The following is a 21,014-nucleotide window of genomic DNA, read 5'->3' on the forward strand; positions in this document are numbered from 1 at the left end:
CAAAAAGTGAATGCCTGTTGACACAGGGAGGGTTCTGCGACCGATCATTCCCCGTGGATGGAACGCGTCTCCAGCGAAATTCGTTAGACATCGTCGAATGAATGCAGATTCGGCGGGGCGCCGTGGAAAGCGATTTGCAGCGAGCGGCGAACCGCGCCGTAGGACAGCAGCCTCGGACTGAAATTCGGTGAGCGCATGGCGACTTCGGCCGCGTGAGCGAGATCGGTTTCGCCGAGACCGAGCGCCGCTAGCGGCGAGGGCGGCTCCAGGCCACCGTCCGAGTTCATGTAGAGATGTTACCGGACACGGGTGTCTAACGCAGCGCAGCTCAGCAGCCTGTGCCGCTGCCGGCAGATTGAACGCCATTGCATACGGTAGAACTACCGCGTGTGTTTCCGCTCGAGACGGTGAAGACGAGACGTCCCGCGAAGGATCAAGCGGGCATCATCATCTGGTGCAAGATCTGGCTGGAGTCGTGCCCGCCCGGGCGGTGTCGGATTGCAGCGCATCCGGCTGCAATGTCTCGAGCCGCAGGGGCGGGTACAAAGCATCATCATTACACCGCCATATTGCCGGCAGTTGACGGACAAATTACATCCAGCCGCCGCCAACGGCGCTGCAACTCCCCACGGGCGACGCCCGATAAGTGCGACCCGGCGTGGGTGTCGAGCATTTCCAGATCTCCGTGGTACGCAGTTTGCTGACGACTCGTGTTTTTATCGCAAGCTGCCACACATGTCCCGAACACCCTCTACTTCCCAAAGGTGGAGCGCCCGCGAAGTCCGGGTATTGCACGAAGTGCCGCGCGTACTTGTCGTCGACGACAACGCCAACGCCGCCGAAGCGCTCGCCACCTATCTCTCGTATGAAGGCGTGGAAGCCCGTACGGCCAACGGTTGCAGCGAGGCGCTGCGCTGCGTGAAGGATTGGGTGCCGGATGTCGTCGTGCTCGACATCATGATGCCGGAGCGCGACGGCTACGAAACCGCGAGCGCGCTTCGCAGCTATCTTCCGACGCAGAGCCTGGGCATCGTCGCGTTCACTTCGCTCGATGAAGATCACGTAAAAGAAACCGGCAAGGCGCGTCACAATTTCGACGGCTATTGTCAGAAAGGCACGGCGCCGACTGCGTTGCTCGCGCTGATGCGCAAACTTTGGCGCGAGTAGAACGGTGAGTTGAGGTGTGATCTGCGTAGCGCCGCGCCATCGATCCACGGTCGATCTTCAATCGACCGTCAAGCCGGCTCGCTCAACGCCGGCTCATTGACGATCTGCTTGACGATCGCCTCCATCAAGCCGGGAAACCGGGCATCCAGTTCGGCGCGCCGCAGCGAATTCTGATGCACGGTGCCGGCGACGCGCGTGCGCACCAGTCCCGCTTCACGCAGGATGCGGAAGTGATGGGAGACGCTCGACTTGGGTCGGCCGCCGTCGAGGTCGCCGCAGGTGGCCTCGTCGATCGTTGAAAGGCGACGGACGATCTCAAGGCGCACGGGGTCGCTAAGCGCATGGAAAAGCCGTCCAAGCGTGAAGTCCTCAGCGGCAGGATGGGTATAGGTGCGCATTGTGCAGGTGATAAGGGTTTCTGCCATACTCGGTAGTTCGATGATTATCGAACTACCGTACAAGCCTATCCATTGGAGTTTAGCCTGATGTCCGCATTATTTCAGCCCTACAAGCTTAAGGATGTTTCCTTACGCAACCGCATCGCGATTCCGCCGATGTGCCAGTACACCGCTGAAGACGGCCTGATCAACGACTGGCACCGCGTGCACCTCGCCGGATTGGCGCGCGGCGGCGCGGGGCTGGTGATCGTCGAGGCGACGGCTGTGTCGCCCGAGGGCCGTATCACGCCGGGCTGCGCGGGCCTCTGGACCGACGAGCAGGCGCAGGCCTTCGCACCGGTGGTCGCGTCGATCAAGGCGGCGGGCGCCGTGCCGGGCATTCAGATCGGCCACGCGGGCCGCAAGGCCAGTGCCAACCGCCCGTGGGAAGGCGACGACCACATCGCCGACAACGATCCGCGCGGCTGGCAGACCCTTGCGCCGTCGGCGATCGCCTTCGGTGGCGGCCTGCCGAAAGTGCCGAAAGCAATGACGCTCGACGACATCGCGCGGGTGCGCGAAGATTTCGTCGCCGCCGCCAGGCGTGCCCGTGACGCGGGCTTCGAATGGCTCGAGCTGCACTTCGCACACGGCTACCTCGGTCAAAGCTTCTTCTCGACGCACTCCAATCAACGCGACGACGCCTACGGTGGCAGCCTCGAAAATCGCAGCCGCTTCCTGCTGGAAACCTTGGCTGCGGTGCGCAAGGTGTGGCCTGAGCATCTGCCGTTGACGGCGCGTTTCGGCGTGATCGAATACGACGGACGCGACGAGGAAACCCTCGCCGAATCGATCGAACTGGCGAAGAACTTCAAGCGCGAGGGCCTGGACATGCTGAGCGTCAGCGTGGGCTTCTCCACGCCGGAGGCGGCTATTCCGTGGGCGCCGGCATTCCTCGCGCCGATCGCCGAGCGTGTGCGTCGCGAGGCCGGCATCGCCGTCTCGTCGGCATGGGGCATCGATACCCCGGAACTGGCCGAGCGCTCCGTCAAGAACGAGCAATTGGACCTGGTGATGGTCGGCCGCGCGCATCTGGCCGATCCGCACTGGCCGTATCACGCGGCGCGCAAGCTGGGTATCGAACGTCCGTCGTGGACGCTGCCGGCGCCGTACGCGCATTGGCTCGAACGTTACGCCGTCGCTTAAGCGCTCCGCCAATCCGTAGATTGCGGAACAGACCTTGCTGAAGGCTCCGTGTATCCACCTTACACGGAGCCTTAACGCATGAAGCCGTTCATCGTCGTTCACATGATGTCCTCGCTAGACGGCCGCAGTCTGACGGACGGCTGGCATCTCGACTTTGCCAGCGATCTGTACAAAACACCGCGGCGACTTTCAAGGCCGACGGCTGGATTTGCGGTCGCGTCACCATGCAGGAGATTTCACACGGCACGGATTACCCAAAAGGGCTCGCGAAAGGCGCCGTGCCGCGCACCGATCATTTCGTCGAGCGGAACGCGGAGCAGTACGCGATTTCGATCGACCCCCAAGGCCGGGTGGCGTGGAAGAGCAACACAGCGCTCAAGTCGCACATCGTCGAAGTGCTGACCGAGCAGGTTGCGGACGACTATCTGGCCTATCTTCAATCGATCGGCGTCTCGTATCTGTTCGGCGGAAAATCTGAAATCGATCTCAACAAGGTGGTGCAGACGCTCGCGCGCGAACTCGGCGTGAAGAAACTCATTGTGGAAGGTGGTTCGCATGTGAGCGGCGCGTTTGTGAACGCGGGACTCGCCGACGAGATCAGCGTGTTGATCTTGCCGCTGGTGGACGGCCGCAGTGAGCATCCGTCTTCGTTCGAAGTAGCCATGGACAAATGGCAAGCGCCGGCATATCTGAAGCTTGAGTCCGTTGAAAAGACCGGGAACGACGCGGTCTGGCTGCGCTACACGAAGTCGGTCAGAGCATGAAAAACGTGCGACTGGATGTGAATTCCAGGCATCAATTCAACGCGAGCTTGATGATGCAGCAAAGAACGAACACGAGAAGGACGGCGGCGACGGCCATGTTTAGCGGATAGCGCATGGTTCACCAGGCACAAGCGTTTCGGTGCTCTTATCCTAATCACCTGACAGAAGATGAAAAGCGGGCAGTGAGGCGGCTATGTGCGAAAGCTAACGTAGCGCGGCCGAACGGCCGCGCTACGTTTCGGCGGGAGCGCTTCCAACTGACTTTGCGACCGCAGAGCTTCACGGCGCGCCTTCGCCGTGTGGTTTCGCCCCAACCCCGTACGGCAAAGTCCTACTGCGGCGGCGCAGGCGGTTGCATCCCCGCCGGCATGCCGCGCGGCTTGTTGGCCGCGACAAGGTCTTCCGACAAACTGGTGCGCAGCGTGGCAATGGCCTGGTCGGGATTGGCCGGCTTTAACTGCTCGCGCGCCAACGCGTCATAAACGTAGTGGCGCAGCATGGGATCTTGCGTCTTGCTCAACACCTCGTGATACACGGCGACGATTTCGCCTTCGCGTCCGCTCATTGCATACAGGCGACGTAACTGTTCGAGGTCATGGATCACCGCGAAACCGGGGCCCATCGGCCCGTGTGGGTGATGCGGTCCGTCGCCGCGCCGCGGCTCGCCGTGCGCGTGGGCCAAAGCAGGCGACGGTGCCGCTTCCTGTGCTAACGCGCAGGTCGCGGCCACGGTCAAAACAGCGGCCAGTGCCGCGCTCACAAATCGTTTTTTCATGTTGCCGCTCCCATCGAGAAAGCACCGGCGCGACAGTGCGCCGGCACATCGGCAACGATAGTCGACATGCCGTTTCGCAGGGTTACTGAAGCCGCCTTGGAACTTACCAAGCCTTGCATGGCCATGGCCCCCGATAGAAGAAGCACCGTGGCAGACAGGTTGCGGAGAAGCCGGTTCTACGTCGGCGCTACGTAAAGGGCGGCCAACCCGTAAAACGTTCCGGCAAGGAGACCCTCGACGCCAGGGTGTGCCCGCTGGCGCAATGTGCCCGGATGGCGCATGATTGAAGCAATGTGCCGTCCGACCCCAGAAGCAGCAAGTCTATGCGGGAGGCGCGCGGCGCACGCGACGCCACTGGTGCAGAGGTCGAAGCAGCCCATCGCGGCGATGCACCGCCGGCGAGTATTCAACCGTTAAGGAGGATTTCGCATGAGCCAACCTGACGCCGCCAATCCGTTTGGCGATTTCACCAAAATGCTGGAGCAGTTCAAGCTCCCCGGCTTCGACGTACCCGCCATCATGGAAGCGCGACGCAAGGACATGGAGGCACTGGTTCAGGCGAATCAGACTGCATTCCAGGGCATGCAGTCGCTCGCCCAGAAGCAGACCGAGATGTTGCGTGCCACGCTGGCCGAATTGCAGTCGCTCACCGGGCAATTGTCGGCTGGCGGCGCAGCGCCTCCGGCGAAAGCCGCCGAACTGATCCAGCAGAGTCTGCACAAGTCGCTCGCCGATATGCAACAACTCGCACAAGCAGCGTATCAGACACAGGCCGAGTCGTATGCGGTGATCGCAAAACGCGTAGATGAAAATGTGCAGGAGCTCAAATCGCTCTTGCAGCAGCAACAGAAAAAGTAAGGACTGCGGGCCGTGTCGAATCGCTTGATGCGAATTCGGCGCAACTTGCGGAAGTCGCAATGAAATAGCGAGAAGCTCGCGAGGAAGTATCCGGTGCCGCGGATGACGATCACGTTATCCGCGGCATTTTTTTTCGCCTCGAATCAGGATTGAGGTCGCGATTTCTCTTCACACAAAAGCAGTCTGTATGCGCCGCAATTATCAGATGAAATAGGCCAGCAGACGCGGATTATTCAGCGCACGCTTACACCGCTCGCCGCATGCTGACACGCATCGATAAATTTCTGGCGTGGCGCCGTTACTTTTTGCGTGTGTTCGCTTTAAACACCGCTGATCGGGAAAATAAGCGTCGAAGCGCCGCCCCTTGGTGATTCTGTCCTCACCTATCAAACGGCATAAAACGGCGCGGCATTCGCACAAGGTTTAAATCATCCCGCAAACGATTGCCATGGCGTTGCGCCGTGCCTAAAGTTTCGCTCCGTCACTCCGTAGACGCATTCACGCAACCCGACCGCTGTGAATGCAATTCCGGTACCGCCGGTCAGGCGTGCGCCCCCTGGATTCCCGTTCGTGCTCGGCTCGCCCGCCGGGCACGAGCGTTTCAACTCGAAGGAAATCTCTTGAAACCGATGCTCTTTACAAGCATTGCTCGCGCAATGCTCGGGGCAAGCTGCGCACTGTCGTTTGCCGCACACGCCACGCTCGGCCAGAACGTCAACACTGTCGACAGCGATCAGACGCGCCTTCGCGCACTCGCTCATACGGCCACTACGCAAAGCGCGTATTCGGTACATCTGATGACCATGCCGTCCGGCACGCTGGTGCGCGAGTACGTCGCGCCCAACGGCATGGTGTTTGGTGTCGCGTGGCAAGGCCCGACGCTGCCGGATCTGAAAGCCATGCTGGGCACGTCGTTCGACCAATACGTCGCTGCTACCGCGGTGCGCCGCGGCACGCCGCTCGCCGTGTCGACCCGCGATCTGGTCGTCTATTCCGGCGGTCACCTGCGCGCGTTTGCCGGCTATGCGTATTTGCCGCAAGCGGTGCCCGCGGGCGTCGACGCCGGCGTCATTCAATAATGGAGCGGATCATGCGTGATAGCGCTTCGTTCATTACCCTGTTGTGCGCGATGCTGCTCGCGTTGCTCGTCAGTGCCTGTGGTGGCGGAGGCGGCGGTGGCGGTGGCTCCAACAGTTCAGGCTCCGCGGCGAATTCGGGGAACACGACGAGCGTTTCGGCCGGTCCCACTGTCACCAATACCGCGCCTTCGCCGCAAGTGTTGGCCGCCAATGCAGTGCGCGTGACAGTCGACTCCGGTGTGAGCAATGTGCCGAACATGCCGTTCGTCAGCATCACGATTTGCGCGCCCGGCACGACGCAGTGCCAAACCATCGATCACATCCTCGTGGATACCGGGTCGTGGGGCGTGCGCGTGTTCGCCTCGCAATTGCCCGCGTCGATGACGCTGCCGCAACAGAAGGACGGCTCGGGCAATCTGGTTGCCGAATGCATGCAGTTCTTCGACGGCTACACGTGGGGTTCGGTGAAACTCGCCGACCTGCAGATCGCCGGTGAAAAAGCGGCCTCGCTGCCGATCCAGGTAATCGATCCAAACTATGCTTCGCTGCCGTCCGATTGCGCGACCTACGGCGCGGCGCGCAACACGCCGGGGACGTTGCAGGCCAATGGCATTCTGGGCATCGGCGTGTTTAAGCACGACTGCGGCGCGAACTGTGTGCAGCAGGCCGTGGCCGGCACGTACTACGGGTGCAATGGCGCGGCGTGCACCTCGATTCCGCTCGCCGAGGCGCTCCAGGTTGCCAATCCAATTCCGTACTTCACTACCGACAACAACGGTTCCATGCTGAGCCTGCCGGTGGTGTCGGGCGGCGCGCAGTCGGTCACCGGGCAACTGGTGTTCGGCATCGGCACGCAGGGCAACAATGGTCTCGGCAGCGCACAGGTGGTCGGCGTCAGTCCGTCGGATGGCACCTTTACGACGGTGCAGAACGGCACATCGTATTCGAACAGTATTCTGGACAGCGGCTCAACCGGCCTGTTCTTCCAGACCGGTGCGTTGCCGGTATGCGCGAGTCCCAATAGCGCGTACTACTGTCCGGTGTCGACTGAATCGTTGAGTGCGATGATCGAGGGGGTGAACGGCACGACGAGTACGGTGAACTTCGCGGTTGGCAACGCGACGACGATCTCGCAGACGTACAACGGCGATTCGGCGCTGCCGCTGCTGGCGGGACCGGCTTTTGTGAAGTCGTCGATTTTCGACTGGGGTTTGCCGTTCTTCTATGGCCGTAACGTGTACGCCGCCGTCGAGCAGCAGGCGACGCCGGGTGGTACGGGGCCTTACGTCGCGTATTGAGCGATAGTCAGGTTTGGCTCTGGTGGAAAAAGCCCGCTGCCGGTTTACTCGGCAGCGGGCTTTCTTTATGGGTTCGCGAAGCGTGTCACTTGCGGGCACTGTAACCAGGCACTGTAACCAGGCACAGCGACCAGGCACAGCGACCAGGCACAGCGACCAGGCACAGCGACCAGGCACAGTGACCAGGCACAGTAACCAGGCACAGCGACCAGACTAACGTCGCCGCGCGGTCCGCTTGGGCGGTGCTGTTTTCACGGCGCCGGATTCGGATTGCAACGGCGGTGCGGATGGCGCGACCGCTTGCATGGCTGGCGCCTGCGCGCAGTCTTGCGGCACCGCCGCTTGAGCGACAGGCTGCGCCGGTTGTGGCGGCGCTGTCTGATCCGCAGTCTGCGACGGTTCTTGTGACCTCACGGCTTGCGCCACCGGCTGCTGCACCACCGGCTGCGCGGCAGGTTGAGTGGTTGCCGGCGCCACAGCCGTCGGCGATGTGCCGGCCGCTGCCGTCTGCACCGTCGTCTGCACTGTCCCCGCAGCATTCGCGGGCTTCGCCGCTTCCCGCGGCTGCGTTTTGTCGCCCGCCGCCGCAATCACCCGATGCACGAAGCGCAACTTGTCCACCACCGGCGAGGCCAGCGTGAACGGATAGCCATCGGGCATGCCGAGACTGCGGTTCAGACTGTTCAACGCATACGTGAGCGGAAACCAGCGCTTCATCAGATTCTCGAAGCTCGCATCTTCCACCGGCGTGCGGTCGGTGAGCGTCGGCTCGTTCGGGTCGTCGGGCAACAAGGCGAGGCCGTACGAGGTCGAGGTATCCAGCACGTCGACAATCAGCATGTAGTGAGCCCACGTCTCAGCCCAATCTTCCCAGGGATGCATCGTCGCGTAGGCGCTGACATACGAGGCCTGCCAGTCCGCCGGTGCGCCGTCGCGGTAGTAGGCCGTTAGCGCCTCGCCATAGGAGGCGCGCTCGTCGCCGAACAGCTTGCGGTAGGGCTCGATCCAGCGCGGATTGTTTTCGACCAGCTGACTGAGGTAGTAGTGGCCCGTCTCATGGCGGAAGTGACCGAGCAGCGTACGATAGGGCTCGCCCATCGCGCTGCGCACTTTCTCGCGGTAGACGTCGTCGGCTTCGGCGATGTTCAGCGTGATGAGGCCGTTGTCGTGGCCGGTCATGACCCGCGAACCATCGCCGCCGTCTTCGAGGAACTCGAAAGCGAGGCCATGTTCGGGATCGGTCTGGCGCGACGGCACGTCGAGGCCGAGCGCGGCCAGCGTGTACAGCAGGCGCCGCTTGGCCATCTCCAGCCGGTACCAGTAGAGCCGGTTGTCCGGCGCGCTCAGATTCGGAATCGTGCGCGTGAGCTGGCAGGCGCGGCACAACGTGTCGGGCGAATCGGCAGGGATCATCCAGTTGCAGACATTTTCGACCGCGTAGTTGTGGCATTGCCGGAACAGCGCGCCCTCGGCACGCGGATGCAGACTGCGCCAGCGTCCTTCATCGGCTTCCTCGAAGGCGCTGATTTCGGCGAGTTCAGGCACATATCCGAGCAACGACTCACAGCGTTCACAGCGAACGTTTTCGTAGAACACGAGATGCGAGCAGCGATTGCAGTGGAAGGTTTTCATCGATCGAGCCCGAGTAATGGGTAGCAGTCGTGGAGCAGCAGGCGAGGTGCGTTGTCAGCGGCCGTATGCCGGCCACCGGGCATTTCGAGCATCCTCAAGCGCCTGCAAGAGCGAAGACGACGCGCAATCTTCATGCCGCGATTGCCAGACGTCACTGGTTTAACGCACATTACGTGCATGATCGTGCATCGCTGCTGCGCCGCTTTGGTGCGCGGCCGCCGAAACGGCGGTGGGACGGCGCGCGGATCATCGGGGCGGGCGGCGGCAGGCGCGGCAAACCTGGCAGCAGGCGCTAGTCCGCGCGGTACAGGCAGTTAACGCGGCTTTGCGGGTTCGTTCTCTAAACGGCATGAAGCTTGCTTTTTTGGCGGGCTGCCATCCTTTGTCCAGGAGTCCGGTGTGTCCATACGCGTTGCGTTGAATCATGTCACACATTACCGCTACGACAGGCTGGTTGCGCTGTCGCCCCAGGTCGTGCGTCTCAGGCCTGCGCCGCATTGCCGGACTCCGATTCTGTCTTATTCGATGCGGGTCGAGCCGGCCGGGCACTTCATCAACTGGCAGCAGGACGCGTTCGCCAACTATCAGGCGCGTCTGGTGTTTCCAGAGAAGACGCGCGAATTCAAGGTGACCGTGGATCTGGTCGCCGAGATGGCCGTCTATAACCCATTCGACTTCTTTCTCGAACCGTCGGCGGAACAGTTTCCGTTCGAGTATGCGCCCGGTCTTGCACTGGAACTCGCGCCGTACCGCGTCAAGCGCCCAATGACGCCGCGCTTTGCCGAGTTCGTCGCAAGTATCGACCGCACGCCGATGGGCACCGCCGATTTTCTGGTCGGACTGAATCAGCGGCTGCAACGCGAGATCCGCTATCTGATCCGCATGGAGCCCGGCGTGCAGACGCCCGAGGAAACGCTGATGAGCGCGGCGGGCTCGTGCCGCGATTCGGGCTGGCTGCTCGTCGAGACGCTCCGGCAACTGGGGCTGGCGGCGCGCTTTGTCTCCGGTTATCTGCTGCAACTCGCGCCCGACGTCAAATCCATCGACGGCCCGAGCGGCACCGAAGTCGACTTCACCGACCTGCACGCATGGTGCGAGGTCTACCTGCCGGGCGCGGGCTGGCTCGGCCTCGATCCGACCTCCGGCCTGCTCGCCGGGGAAGGGCACATTCCGGTCGCCTGCACGCCCGAACCCGGCAGCGCGGCGCCGATCTCCGGCGCGGTCGACGAATCCGAAGTCGAGTTCGAGCACACCATGTCGATTGAACGGGTGCTGGAGACGCCGCGCGTCACCAAGCCGTTCAGCGAAGCGGTGTGGAACGACGTGCTGAAAATGGGCGCGCAGGTCGATGAGCGCCTGACCAGCATGGACGTGCGCCTGACCATGGGCGGCGAACCGACCTTCGTGGCGGTGCGCGACCGCGATGCCGCCGAATGGAACACCGACGCGCTTGGCCCCACCAAACGCGGCTACGCGGTCGCGCTGATGGACAAGCTGCGCTCGCGCTACGGCGCAAACGGTTTTCTGCATATCGGCCAGGGCAAGTGGTATCCGGGTGAACAACTGCCGCGCTGGGCGATGTCGCTTTACTGGCGCGCCGATGGCGAGCCGTGCTGGCAAGACCCGGAACTTTTCGCCGACGAACGCGAGCCGGGCACCTACACGGCCGGCGACGCTCAACGTTTCCTCACTCATCTGGCAACCAAACTGGCGCTCGACCACGACTGCATCCAGCCCGGTTTCGAAGACGTCTGGTACTACCTGTGGCGCGAACGCCGTCTGCCGGTCAACGTCGATCCACTCGACGCGCGTCTGGATGACGAACTGGAGCGTGTGCGTCTGCGGCGCGTGTTCGATGCAGGCCTGGGCGGCGCGACCGGTTTTGTCTTGCCGCTCGCGCGCGAACGCGACGTGCCGAATCAGGAGCCGAGGTGGGTCAGCGGCCGTTGGTTCTTCCGCGACGAGCGCATGTTCCTGATTCCCGGCGATTCACCGATGGGTTATCGCTTGCCGCTCGATTCGCTGCCGTGGGTCTCGAAGACCGACTATCCGTATCAGCACGCGCATGATCCGTTTGCGCCGCCGGTGCCGTTGCGCCCTGCCGCGCAATTGCGCATGCAGTACGACGGCGAACAGCGCACCTTGAGCGCCGCCGAAGCGCGGCGTGCGGCAGCGTTGTCGTCGTCAGCGGCGGATTTGTTGAGCGGCATGGCGGGCAGCGGCGTGCTGGCTTTTGCGCCTCAGTCAGACGACCAGCCGCCGCCGGTGCGCGGGCAGTCGTCGAAGGAAACGCTGCGCACGGCGATCTGCGTCGAAGCGCGCGATCCGAAACGTGCCGCCGGTCCGAAAGCGGAAACCCAGGCGTTCGGCAGCGGCCGCTCGTTGCTGCACGTGTTCATGCCGCCGCTCACCGAACTCGACGACTATCTCGACCTGCTCGCCGCGGTCGAAGCGACGGCGGCCGAATTGCGGATGAAGGTGGTGCTCGAAGGCTATCCGCCGCCGCGCGATGCACGCCTGAAAATCTTGCAGGTGACGCCGGACCCCGGTGTGATCGAGGTGAACATTCATCCGGCTTCGAGCTGGGAGCAACTGGTCGACAACACCGAGTATCTATATCAGTCCGCGGCCGCGAGCTATCTGAGCAGCGAGAAATTCATGACCGACGGCCGGCATACGGGGACCGGCGGCGGCAATCATTTCGTGCTCGGCGGTGCGACGCCTGCCGATAGTCCATTCCTGCGCCGTCCCGATCTGCTGGCGAGCCTGATTGCGTATTGGCACAACCATCCGTCGCTGTCATATCTGTTTTCCGGGCTGTTCATTGGGCCGACGAGCCAGGCGCCGCGTGTCGATGAAGCGCGCAACGACCAGGTGTATGAACTCGAAGTGGCGTTCCGCGAGTTGCAGCGGCAGATCGATCTGCTGGGCGGACGCGATAGCGCGAATCTGCCGGCGTGGATGATCGACCGCTCGTTGCGCAACATCCTGATCGATGTGACAGGCAACACGCACCGTGCCGAGTTCTGCATCGACAAACTCTATTCGCCCGACGGTCCGACTGGCCGCCTCGGCCTGCTCGAGTTGCGCGGTTTCGAAATGCCGCCGCATGCGCGCATGAGTCTTGTGCAGCAGTTGCTGTTGCGTGCGCTGGTGGCGCGCTTCTGGCACACGCCGTACACGCAGCGGCTCACGCGCTGGGGCACGGAACTGCACGACCGCTTCCTGCTCGGCACCTTCGCGAAGATGGATTTCGACGACGTGCTCGGCGAACTCAACCAGGCGGGCTTCGCCTTCGAGAGCAGCTGGTTCGCGCCGCATTTCGAATTCCGCTTCCCGCTGGTCGGCGAGACTACGGTGAACGGCGTCTCGCTGACCATCCGCAACGCGCTCGAACCCTGGCACGTGATGGGCGAGGAGGGCTCGCCGGGCGGCACGGTGCGCTATGTGGATTCGTCGGTGGAGAGGCTCGAGGTGCGCGCGCTCGGTTTGAACGACAACCGCCATGTGCTGACCGTCAACGGCGTGCCGGTACCGTTGCAACCGACCGGCCGCGTCAGCGAATATGTGGCCGGCGTGCGCTTTCGCGCGTGGTCGCAGCCGTCGGCGCTGCATCCGACCATCGGCGTGGATGCGCCGCTCACTTTCGATCTGGTCGATACATGGACAGGCCGCTCGGTCGGCGGATGCCAGTATCATGTCGCTCATCCGGGCGGGCGCAACTACAAGACCTTCCCGGTCAACGCCTACGAGGCGGAAAGCCGGCGGCGCGCGCGCTTCTTCGCGTCCGGTCATACGCCGGGGCCGCTCAGGGTCGAGATGCCGCAGCGCAGCCTCGAGTTTCCGTTCACGCTCGACCTGCGGTACTGGTAACCTGGTAGACTGAAACGCGGCAACACACTTTTAAAAACGACACGACCTTGGCCTTTCAATCGACTTTTCCCTTCGAAACGTCCGCAGCGCGTGCGGACGCTTCGTCCTTATTGCGGCTGTTGCCGGCCTACGAAGGACACTGGGACGAGTTACGCGACGCCTCAGGCGCATTGCGCGAACCGTGGCGGCAATTCTTCGAACGGCTCGGCGAAGACGGCATCGCGCGGCTGGAAGATCATTACGCGTCGATCGCGCAGCAGATCCGCGACAACGACATCAGCTACAACGTCTACGCGGATAACGGCGAGCCGCGGCCGTGGGCGCTCGACCTGCTGCCGTTCCTGATCAGCGAGGCCGAGTGGGCGCATATCGAGCGCGGCGTGACGCAGCGCGCGCATCTGCTCAATGCAATCGTCGCCGATATCTATGGGCCGCAGACCTTGCTCGAACGTGGGCAGTTGCCGCCCGCGCTGGTATTCGGGCATCCCGGCTATCTGCGTTCCGTGAAGGGCTTTACGCCGCCTGGGGGGCAATATCTGCAGGTGGTCGCCGTCGATCTGGCGCGTACGCCCGCCGGCAACTGGACCGTCATGGCGCATCGCACCGAGGCGCCGTCCGGCCTCGGTTATGCGCTGGAAAACCGGCTGATCGTCTCGACGCTGTTCGCCGAACCGTTCCGCGCGCTGCATGTGAGCCGCCTCGCGCCGACCTATTCGCAACTGATCGCGACGCTCGCGCAGGCCGCACAAGCCACGATGCAGCACGACGGTACGGGCACCGATACTTCGCCGCACATCGCGTTGCTCACGCCAGGGCCGTTTAGCGAAACCTATTTCGAGCACGTGTTTCTCGCACGCTATCTCGGCGTCACGCTGGTGGAAGGCAAGGACCTGACCGTGCGCGACGACATGCTGTATCTGAAGACGCTCGCCGGTCTCGAACGTGTGCACGTCGTGCTGCGCCGTCTGGACGATGCTTTCTGCGATCCGGTCGAACTGCGCGCGGATTCGAGCATCGGCGTGCCGGGCCTGTTGCAGGTGATGCGCGCGGGCAAGGTGATCGTCTCGAACGTGCCGGGTTCGGGCTTTGTCGAGTCGCCGGCTTTGCATGGTTTTTTGCCGGGCATCGCCGAAGTGCTGCTCGACGAAGACCTCGTGCTGCCGAGCGTGGCGACCTGGTGGTGCGGCGAAAAGGCGGCGCGCAATCATGCATTCGCGCGGCTTGACGAAGCGTTCATCGTGCCGACGTGGCCGGTCGCCGCACGCGATGCGCCGCCCGGGTTCGAACAGGGCAGGCAGCGCCTCGCGACGTGGCGCGAACGTATCGAAGCAATGCCCGACGCCTACACGATCCAGCAGCCGCAGCGTTTTTCCTGCACGCCGCGTTACGAGGACGGCACGATTGGCCGCCGTCCGTCGGTGCTGCGCGTCTACGCGATTGCCGACGTCAACGGGGGCTGGCATGTGATGCCGGGCGGCTTCACGCGCATGGCCGCCGAGCGTCAGGCGACGGTGTCGATGCAATACGGCGGCAGCAGCGTCGATACGTGGGTGCTGTCCAGTCAGCCGACGTCGACCTTCACGCTGCTGCCTTCGCCGATGAAACCCGCCGACCTCGCGCGCAAGCATCGCACCGTGTCGAGCCGCGCGGCGGAAAATCTGTTCTGGGCCGGACGTTACGGCGAACGCGCCGAAAACAATGTGCGGCTGTTGCGCCTGATTCTCGGCTCGCTGGAAGGCAATGATGCCGACGCGATGTTCCCCACGCTGGTCGAGCTCGCGCTGCATTGCGGTCTCGTGCAATCCGGCGATATGTTCTCGCCACATTCGCCGCAGGCGTTCGAGCGTGCGCTGGTCGCGAATCTGAGCGAGAGCACCGGCGCTGCGAGCATCGGTCAGAACCTCAATTGCCAGGCGCGTTCGAGCGGCGAAGTGCGTGGGCGTTTGTCGAACGATCACTGGCGCACGATTCTCGCGGCGCGCAACGATTTCCGCGATGCGTTGCAGACGTTGATGCCGGCTGTGGGTTTGAACGGTAATGGCAATGGCAATGGTAGCGGTAGCGGTAGCGGTAGCGGTTCATCGCAAGGCAGCGCGAATGGTCACGGCCGCGCGGAGCGCAGTGAGCGCTACGACCGTTATGATCGCGTGACCCTGATGAATGCGCTTGAACACCTGTCGGTGCAGTTGTCGGCGATCAGCGGCGCACAAGGCGACCGCATGACACGCGATGAAGCATGGCGTCTGCTGTTCGTCGGGCGACACATCGAACGGGTATCGGCGATGACGTCATTCTTGCGCGTGGTCGCCGATAAAGGCCAACTCGCGACGCCGGCCGGCTTCGATCTGCTGCTGCAATTGTTCGACAGCACGCTGACGTATCGCTCGCTGTATCCGGGCCGTTTCGAAGTGCCGGCTTTGCTCGACCTGCTGGTGATCGAGGCGACCAATCCGCGCGGCATCTACGGTGTCTATGAGCGCCTGCGCAAAAAGCTCGACGAGATTGCCGTGGCCGCGGGCAGTATGCGGCATCGTCCGTTTGCGGAATTGATGTTGCCTGCTGCTTCGTTGCCGACGCTCGAATCGCTGTGCGCAACCGACGAAAAGGGTTCATATGTCGATCTGATTGCGGTGTGCGACCAGATTGGCGGCTTTGTTGGCGCGGCGGCGCATGAGATCAGCGCGCGTTATTTCAGTCACGCCAGTACGGTGGCATCGCAGGTCTGGTCATGAAGCACGCACCGACGGTGTTGTCCGTCTCGCATCGCACGACTTATCGCTACTCCACGTATGTGGAGACCGCCCAGCATCTCGCGACGATCCGGCCGATCGCCTGTGCGTGGCAGCGGGTGGTGTCGCACACCGAAAAGATCGAACCGGAGCCGTCGTATCTGAATAGCCGTATCGATGCATTCGGCAACGACGTCCTGTATTTTGCGCTGGACGCCCCGCACGAACGGCTGCAGCTCGTTAGCGAAACGACGGTGGCGCTCATGCCGCGTTGGACCGACCTCGACCCCGAGGCGACGCCTGAATGGGAGGAGGTGGCGGACGCGCTGCGTTTTTGGGTGGGTGGCGAGTTCCGGCCCGAGGCGGAGTTCTGCTTTGCGTCGCCGAATATCGTGCCGCGGCCTTCGTTGCGCGCTTACGCGTTGCCCAGTTTTCCACCCGGCATGCCGATCGCCGCGGGTGCGATCGATCTGATGCACAGGATTCACGAAGACTTCGCGTACAAACCTTCGGCGACGATGTTCGATACGCCCGCCGAGCGCGCTTTCGAATTGAAGAGCGGGGTATGCCAGGACTTCGCGCAGGTGATGATCGGCTGTTTGCGTTCGCTGGGTTTGCCGGCGCGTTACGTGAGCGGCTATTTGCGCAACGATCCGCCGCCGGGGCAACCGCGCCTGATCGGTGCCGATGCGTCGCATGCATGGGTGTCTGTGCATTGCCCGGAAGTTGGCTGGATCGATCTGGATCCTACCAATGACGTGCTTGCCGATGTGGACCATGTAACGCTCGCGATCGGGCGCGATTACAGCGACGTGTCGTTGCTGCGCGGGATGATTCTGGGGGGTGGGGCGCATCGGGTGGATGTGGGGGTGACGGTGTTGGCGCTTTAGCTTGCGGTTTTAATTCGCTGCTTCTGCACGCGGTGCTTTTCCCGCCGCGTTTTCCCGCTTCGCTCTTTAGTGAAGGCGCTTTCTGTCAGACAGATTCTCCCCACGCGGTACATCTGCAGTCGCACGCCTTTTCTCCCGCTTTCGGGGAAAACCCTCTCCATCCATTCCCACTCCCCGGGAATCCAATTTTTGAAAACCGAGAACGTTCTGGCATTCTGATTCCGTTATTCATCGTGGATAGCTTCATCGTGAACGCGGAACAGGGAGTGACAGGGGCTGAACGGGTGCTGCTGGTGCTGGCGGCGCTTGCCAGTCATGGCAAGGCCATGTCGGTCAAGGATCTGCTCGCCGTCACCGGTCTCGCGCAAAGCACGCTGTACCGGCAGATCGCCTTGCTCAAGCGCTGGGGTTTCGTTGCGGAAAACGCGGGCCATTACGCGCCCGGCCCGATCAGTTTGCAACTCGCGCTCGGCTTCGACGTGAATTCGCTGCTCGTCGAAGCGAGCCGCAGCGAAATGCAGCAACTCGCACGGGCTTCGCAAGAAAGCATCGGCCTTGTGGTCGCGGTCAAGCATCAGGTGATGTGCCTGGAAATGGTCGACAGCCAGCACTCGTTGCGCTGCTCATTTGAAAAAGGCCGCGCGGTGCCGCTGAAAGCCGGCGCTTCGGCGAAATCGCTGCTGGCTTTTATGGCCGACAAGGCGCGCACGGAAGTCCTCGACACAGTGTTCGACAACGACCCCGCCGGCCGTGCCGCGATCGAAGCCGAACTCGAACAGATTCGCGCTCAAGGCTACGCCGTCAGCGACAGCGAAGTCGACCCGGGTGTGTGGGGCGTAAGCGCCCCGATCTTTCATCGCGGCGGACGCGGCGTGGGCAGCAGTGCGTCGATCACGCTGATGGCGCCGTCCACGCGCGCCATCGGCCGCGAAAGCCAATTCATCGACGGGACGCTACGCACGGCCCGCGCCATTTCCGAGCATATGCAAGCCGATTGATTGAGCCGGACCGCTCGCGGCTGTATCGATCTGGATACCGAACGAACTGAACGAGCCCAAACCAAACCACAAGGAGCCCTGCCATGAAACTGAATCGCCTGTTATCCCTCGCGTGCGTCACGGTCGCAGTGACGTTTGCCGGCTTTTCCGGCGCGGCGTCGGCGCAAACGCCGGACGTGCTGAACGTCGCCACCGACGCGACCTTCCCGCCGATGGAATACACCGAAAACGGCGCACGCACAGGATTCGACATCGACCTGATGAATGCGCTCGCGAAAGCGATGGGCAAACGCGTGCAATGGACCGACATCGACTTCAAAGGCCTGATCCCGGGCTTGATCGCACATCGTTTCGACGCGGCGATCTCCGGCATCTACATCACCGATGATCGCGCAAAGGTAGTCGACTTCACCGACTCGTATTACGCAGGCGGCCTCGTCGCGCTGGTGAAGAGCGATTCGCCGGTCAAGTCAGTAACCGATCTGAACGGCAAGAAAGTGTCAGTCCAGGTGGGCACGAAGTCGGTCAACTTCCTGCGTGACAATTTCCCGCAGATCAACCGCGTGGAAGTAGAGAAGAATCAGGAAATGTTCGATCTGGTCGGCATCGGCCGTGCTGACGCCGCTGTGACCGGCAAGCCGGCCGCCTATCAGCTGGTAAAGACGCGCCCCGGCTTCCGTGTGCTGGACAAACAGTTGACGACCGAAGCCTACGGCATCGCCGTGCGCAAGGACGAACCGCAACTGAAAGCGGCCTTCAACTCGGCACTGGCGAAGATCAAGGCGGATGGCACGTACGCGGCGATTCTCCACAAGTGGTTCGGCGCCACCGCGCAATAAACGGCTGAGCAGACACAATGGAACTCGATTTTTCGCCGGTGATTGCCGGTTGGCCGGACATCATGCATGGTGCACTGGTGACGGTCGAAGTGACCGCCGCCGCGCTCGCACTGAGCTGTGTGCTGGGCCTGTTGATCGGTATCGGCCGGCTCACGCCTAAGCGGCGAGTCGTGTACGCCTTCTGCACCGCGTACCTCACGTTCTTCCGCGGTACACCGTTGCTCGTGCAACTATTCCTGTTGTTTTTCGGGTTGCCGCAATTCGGCATTCTGTTACCCGCTTTCGTGTGCGGGATGCTGGGGCTCGGCCTGTATTCGGCGGCGTATGTGTCGGAGATCGTGCGCGGCGCGATTCAGTCGGTGGATCGCGGGCAGATGGAAGCGGCACGCTCGATCGGCATGTCGTCGGGGCAGGCGATGCGCGCGATCATTTTGCCGCAGGCGATCGTGCGGATGATCCCGCCGCTTGGCAACGAGTTCATCGCGTTGATCAAGAACTCGGCGCTGGTGTCGCTGCTGACGATCGACGATCTGATGCACGAAGGTCAGAAGATCATTAGCGTGTCGTACCGTTCGCTCGAAGTGTATCTGGCCATCGCGCTGGTGTATCTGGTGTTGACGCAGGTGACCAATTACGCGCTGCATCGTGTGGAGCGGCGCTTGCGTGCAGGAGGGATGGTGCAATGAATACCGTAGCCAAAGTGGCTGAACCTATCGTCAGCATTCGTGGGCTGACCAAATCGTTCGGCTCGCATACTGTGTTGAACGGCATCGACTTCGACATTCAGCCGCAGCAGGTGGTGGTGGTGATCGGGCCGAGCGGCTCGGGCAAGAGTACGTTCCTGCGTTGCTGCAATGGGCTCGAAGAGGCTGAAGGCGGCACGATCGATATCTGCGGGCATCGGTTGGTCGATCAGGGCGCGATGCTCAAGGAGCGCTCGCTGAATGCGCTGCGCACCGAAGTGGGCATGGTGTTTCAGTCGTTCAATCTGTTTCCGCATCTGTCGGTGCTGCATAACATCACAGTCGGTCCGCGGATGTTGCGCGGCGCCAGCAAGGCCGAAGCCGAAGCGGCTGCGATCGCGTTGCTGGAAAAAGTCGGCCTCGCGCACAAGGCGCATGTGATGCCGGCGAGTTTGTCGGGCGGTCAGAAGCAGCGCGTTGCGATTGCCCGCGCGTTGGCGATGCAACCGCGCGTGATGTTATTCGACGAGCCCACCTCCGCGCTCGATCCCGAGTTGGTCGGCGAAGTGCTGCAGGTGATGAAGCTGCTCGCGAGCGAAGGCATGACGATGGTGGTCGTCACGCACGAAATGGGTTTCGCGAAGGAAGTCGCCGACGTGGTGGTGGTGATGGACGGCGGCGTGATCGTCGAGGCGGGACCGCCTGCTGAGATTTTCTCGGCGCCGTCCCAGCCGCGCACGCGGGCCTTCCTGCAGGCGGTGCTGTCGCGCGCATGAGAGTTCCATTCGATGAGAAGGTGTGGAGCGGCCGTTCCGATGATGGCGAGCCCGGCGATACGCGGCGTGTTTTCAATCAGGTGGTGCCTTTTGCGTTCGGCCGCGGGGTGCTGCATGAGGCTGGTTTGCGTGTTGCGCCGCGCATTGGAGGCGATGCGCCGGTGATCGTCGGCTTTGGTTCCGATGAAGGCGTGCGGCGCAATCAAGGGCGTACGGGCGCGGCACATGCGCCGAAGGAATTGCGTCGAGTGCTGGCGGGTTTGCCGGCGAAGACCTCGATGACCGCACTCGCTGATGCCGGTGATGTGGTGTGCGACGACGGCGACCTCGAAGGCGCGCAGGCGGAACTCGCGAACGTGGTGAGCGAAGTGCTCGCGGGCGGCGGCCGGCCGTTGGTGTTCGGGGGCGGGCATGAGGTTGCGTGGGGGACGTATTGCGGTTTGCGCATGCATCTGGAGCATGTGACCCGCAAGCTGCTCATCATCAACTTCGACGCTCACTTCGATCTGCGCCAGAAGCGGCCGGCTAACTCGGGTACGCCGTTCGACCAGATCGCGAACGATTGCGCCGAACGAGGTGTGCCGTTCAACTACGCCTGTTTCGGCATCAGCGATCTGGGCAACACCGCTTCGCTGTTCGCGCATGCTGTAGAACTCGGCGTGCGCTACGTGCTCGATATCGATATGCAGGAACCACATTTGCCGCAGCGTTTAGCCGATCTGCAACAGTTGCTGGACGCAGCGGACGATGTCTATCTGACCCTCGACCTCGACGTGCTCCCGGCTGCCACGGCACCGGGCGTATCGGCGCCGGCCGCGTTAGGCGTACCCTTGTCGGTGGTCGAAACGATGGTGCAGCGCGTGCGTGCGTCGGGCAAGCTGCGCGTGGCGGATATTGCGGAGTACAACCCGTCGCTCGATCAGGACAAGCGGACGGCGAGGGCGGCTGCGCGATTGGCGTATCGATTGCTTTAGCGCACAGCGCAGCACAGCACTCGGCAGGGCGGGCGTGCAAAGTCACCAGACAAAACGGCCCGCCGGATTACTCCAGCGAGCCGTTCTTCACTTCCA

General features: G+C 62.6%; 17 protein-coding genes and 1 pseudogene. 14 read left to right on the forward strand and 4 right to left on the reverse strand.

From position 1 onward, the window contains the following. Positions 1-83: 83 nt before the first annotated feature. Positions 84-287, reverse strand: coding sequence for a hypothetical protein (locus tag P0D84_RS24995; protein ID WP_408341356.1), 204 nt, complete (start codon positions 285-287; stop codon positions 84-86). Positions 288-735: 448 nt separating this feature from the next. On the opposite strand from P0D84_RS24995, the gene P0D84_RS25000 reads away from it, so the two are divergent. Continuing rightward, a complete protein-coding gene (locus P0D84_RS25000; protein WP_408341357.1) occupies positions 736-1,167 on the forward strand; it encodes a response regulator in 432 nt (143 codons plus the stop codon). 68 nt (positions 1,168-1,235) lie between these two features. Here the strand turns inward: P0D84_RS25000 and P0D84_RS25005 are convergent, their stop codons facing one another. Beyond that, on the reverse strand, positions 1,236-1,565 hold the full coding sequence (locus tag P0D84_RS25005; protein ID WP_408345978.1) for an ArsR/SmtB family transcription factor: 330 nt from the start codon (positions 1,563-1,565) through the stop codon (positions 1,236-1,238). Positions 1,566-1,652: 87 nt separating this feature from the next. On the opposite strand from P0D84_RS25005, the gene P0D84_RS25010 reads away from it, so the two are divergent. Together P0D84_RS25010 and P0D84_RS25015 are read left to right on the forward strand one after the other, a co-directional pair. Continuing rightward, entirely contained in the window at positions 1,653-2,750 is a 1,098-nt protein-coding gene (locus P0D84_RS25010; RefSeq protein ID WP_408341358.1) for an NADH:flavin oxidoreductase/NADH oxidase, read from the forward strand. 224 nt (positions 2,751-2,974) lie between these two features. Then, positions 2,975-3,514 (forward strand): RibD family protein, encoded by a 540-nt coding sequence (locus P0D84_RS25015; protein ID WP_408341359.1) that lies wholly within the window; start codon positions 2,975-2,977, stop codon positions 3,512-3,514. Positions 3,515-3,845: 331 nt separating this feature from the next. On the opposite strand, the gene P0D84_RS25020 is transcribed toward P0D84_RS25015, so the two are convergent. Further along, positions 3,846-4,289, reverse strand: a complete 444-nt coding sequence (locus P0D84_RS25020) for a hypothetical protein (protein ID WP_408341360.1) — start codon at positions 4,287-4,289, stop codon at positions 3,846-3,848. A 429-nt stretch (positions 4,290-4,718) separates the two neighbouring features. Here P0D84_RS25020 and phaP point away from each other — a divergent pair, with 429 nt between their 5' ends. The 3 genes from phaP (at position 4,719) to P0D84_RS25035 (ending at position 7,524) form a co-directional block, all read left to right on the forward strand. After that, complete coding sequence (gene phaP, locus P0D84_RS25025; protein ID WP_408341361.1) at positions 4,719-5,147, forward strand: TIGR01841 family phasin; 429 nt, start codon at positions 4,719-4,721, stop codon at positions 5,145-5,147. Positions 5,148-5,776: 629 nt separating this feature from the next. Then, a complete protein-coding gene (locus tag P0D84_RS25030; protein ID WP_408345981.1) occupies positions 5,777-6,226 on the forward strand; it encodes a DUF2844 domain-containing protein in 450 nt (149 codons plus the stop codon). Positions 6,227-6,237: 11 nt separating this feature from the next. Then, entirely contained in the window at positions 6,238-7,524 is a 1,287-nt protein-coding gene (locus tag P0D84_RS25035) for a DUF3443 domain-containing protein (protein ID WP_408341362.1), read from the forward strand. A 567-nt stretch (positions 7,525-8,091) separates the two neighbouring features. Here P0D84_RS25035 and P0D84_RS25040 read toward each other — a convergent pair. Beyond that, positions 8,092-9,156 (reverse strand): annotated as a pseudogene (locus tag P0D84_RS25040) (zinc-binding metallopeptidase family protein); the annotation flags it as partial. A 399-nt stretch (positions 9,157-9,555) separates the two neighbouring features. Here P0D84_RS25040 and P0D84_RS25045 point away from each other — a divergent pair. The 8 genes from P0D84_RS25045 to hutG all read left to right on the forward strand — a co-directional run bounded on the left by P0D84_RS25045 (position 9,556) and on the right by hutG (position 20,918). Then, positions 9,556-13,029 carry a transglutaminase family protein gene (locus tag P0D84_RS25045; RefSeq protein ID WP_408341363.1) on the forward strand — a complete coding sequence of 1,158 codons (3,474 nt, stop codon included), beginning with the start codon at positions 9,556-9,558 and terminating at the stop codon, positions 13,027-13,029. 47 nt (positions 13,030-13,076) lie between these two features. After that, the gene (locus P0D84_RS25050; protein WP_408341364.1) at positions 13,077-15,761 is read left to right on the forward strand and encodes a circularly permuted type 2 ATP-grasp protein; all 2,685 of its coding nucleotides are present in this window, start codon (positions 13,077-13,079) and stop codon (positions 15,759-15,761) included. Beyond that, on the forward strand, positions 15,758-16,648 hold the full coding sequence (locus tag P0D84_RS25055) for a transglutaminase family protein (protein ID WP_408341365.1): 891 nt from the start codon (positions 15,758-15,760) through the stop codon (positions 16,646-16,648). The genes P0D84_RS25050 and P0D84_RS25055 overlap by 4 nt, the downstream gene beginning before the upstream one ends. A gap of 248 nt (positions 16,649-16,896) precedes the next feature. Continuing rightward, positions 16,897-17,646, forward strand: a complete 750-nt coding sequence (locus P0D84_RS25060; RefSeq protein ID WP_408341366.1) for an IclR family transcriptional regulator — start codon at positions 16,897-16,899, stop codon at positions 17,644-17,646. 83 nt (positions 17,647-17,729) lie between these two features. Beyond that, positions 17,730-18,485 carry a transporter substrate-binding domain-containing protein gene (locus P0D84_RS25065; RefSeq protein WP_408341367.1) on the forward strand — a complete coding sequence of 252 codons (756 nt, stop codon included), beginning with the start codon at positions 17,730-17,732 and terminating at the stop codon, positions 18,483-18,485. A 17-nt stretch (positions 18,486-18,502) separates the two neighbouring features. Continuing rightward, complete coding sequence (locus P0D84_RS25070) at positions 18,503-19,171, forward strand: amino acid ABC transporter permease (RefSeq protein ID WP_323047223.1); 669 nt, start codon at positions 18,503-18,505, stop codon at positions 19,169-19,171. Then, positions 19,168-19,944 carry an amino acid ABC transporter ATP-binding protein gene (locus P0D84_RS25075; RefSeq protein WP_408341368.1) on the forward strand — a complete coding sequence of 259 codons (777 nt, stop codon included), beginning with the start codon at positions 19,168-19,170 and terminating at the stop codon, positions 19,942-19,944. The genes P0D84_RS25070 and P0D84_RS25075 overlap by 4 nt, the downstream gene beginning before the upstream one ends. Continuing rightward, positions 19,941-20,918, forward strand: a complete 978-nt coding sequence (gene hutG / locus P0D84_RS25080; protein ID WP_408341369.1) for a formimidoylglutamase — start codon at positions 19,941-19,943, stop codon at positions 20,916-20,918. The genes P0D84_RS25075 and hutG overlap by 4 nt, the downstream gene beginning before the upstream one ends. The last annotated feature ends 96 nt before the right edge of the window (positions 20,919-21,014 follow it).

Source organism: Paraburkholderia sp. RL17-337-BIB-A, assembly GCF_046025895.1.
GTDB classification, from domain to species: Bacteria; Pseudomonadota; Gammaproteobacteria; order Burkholderiales; family Burkholderiaceae; genus Paraburkholderia; species Paraburkholderia fungorum_C.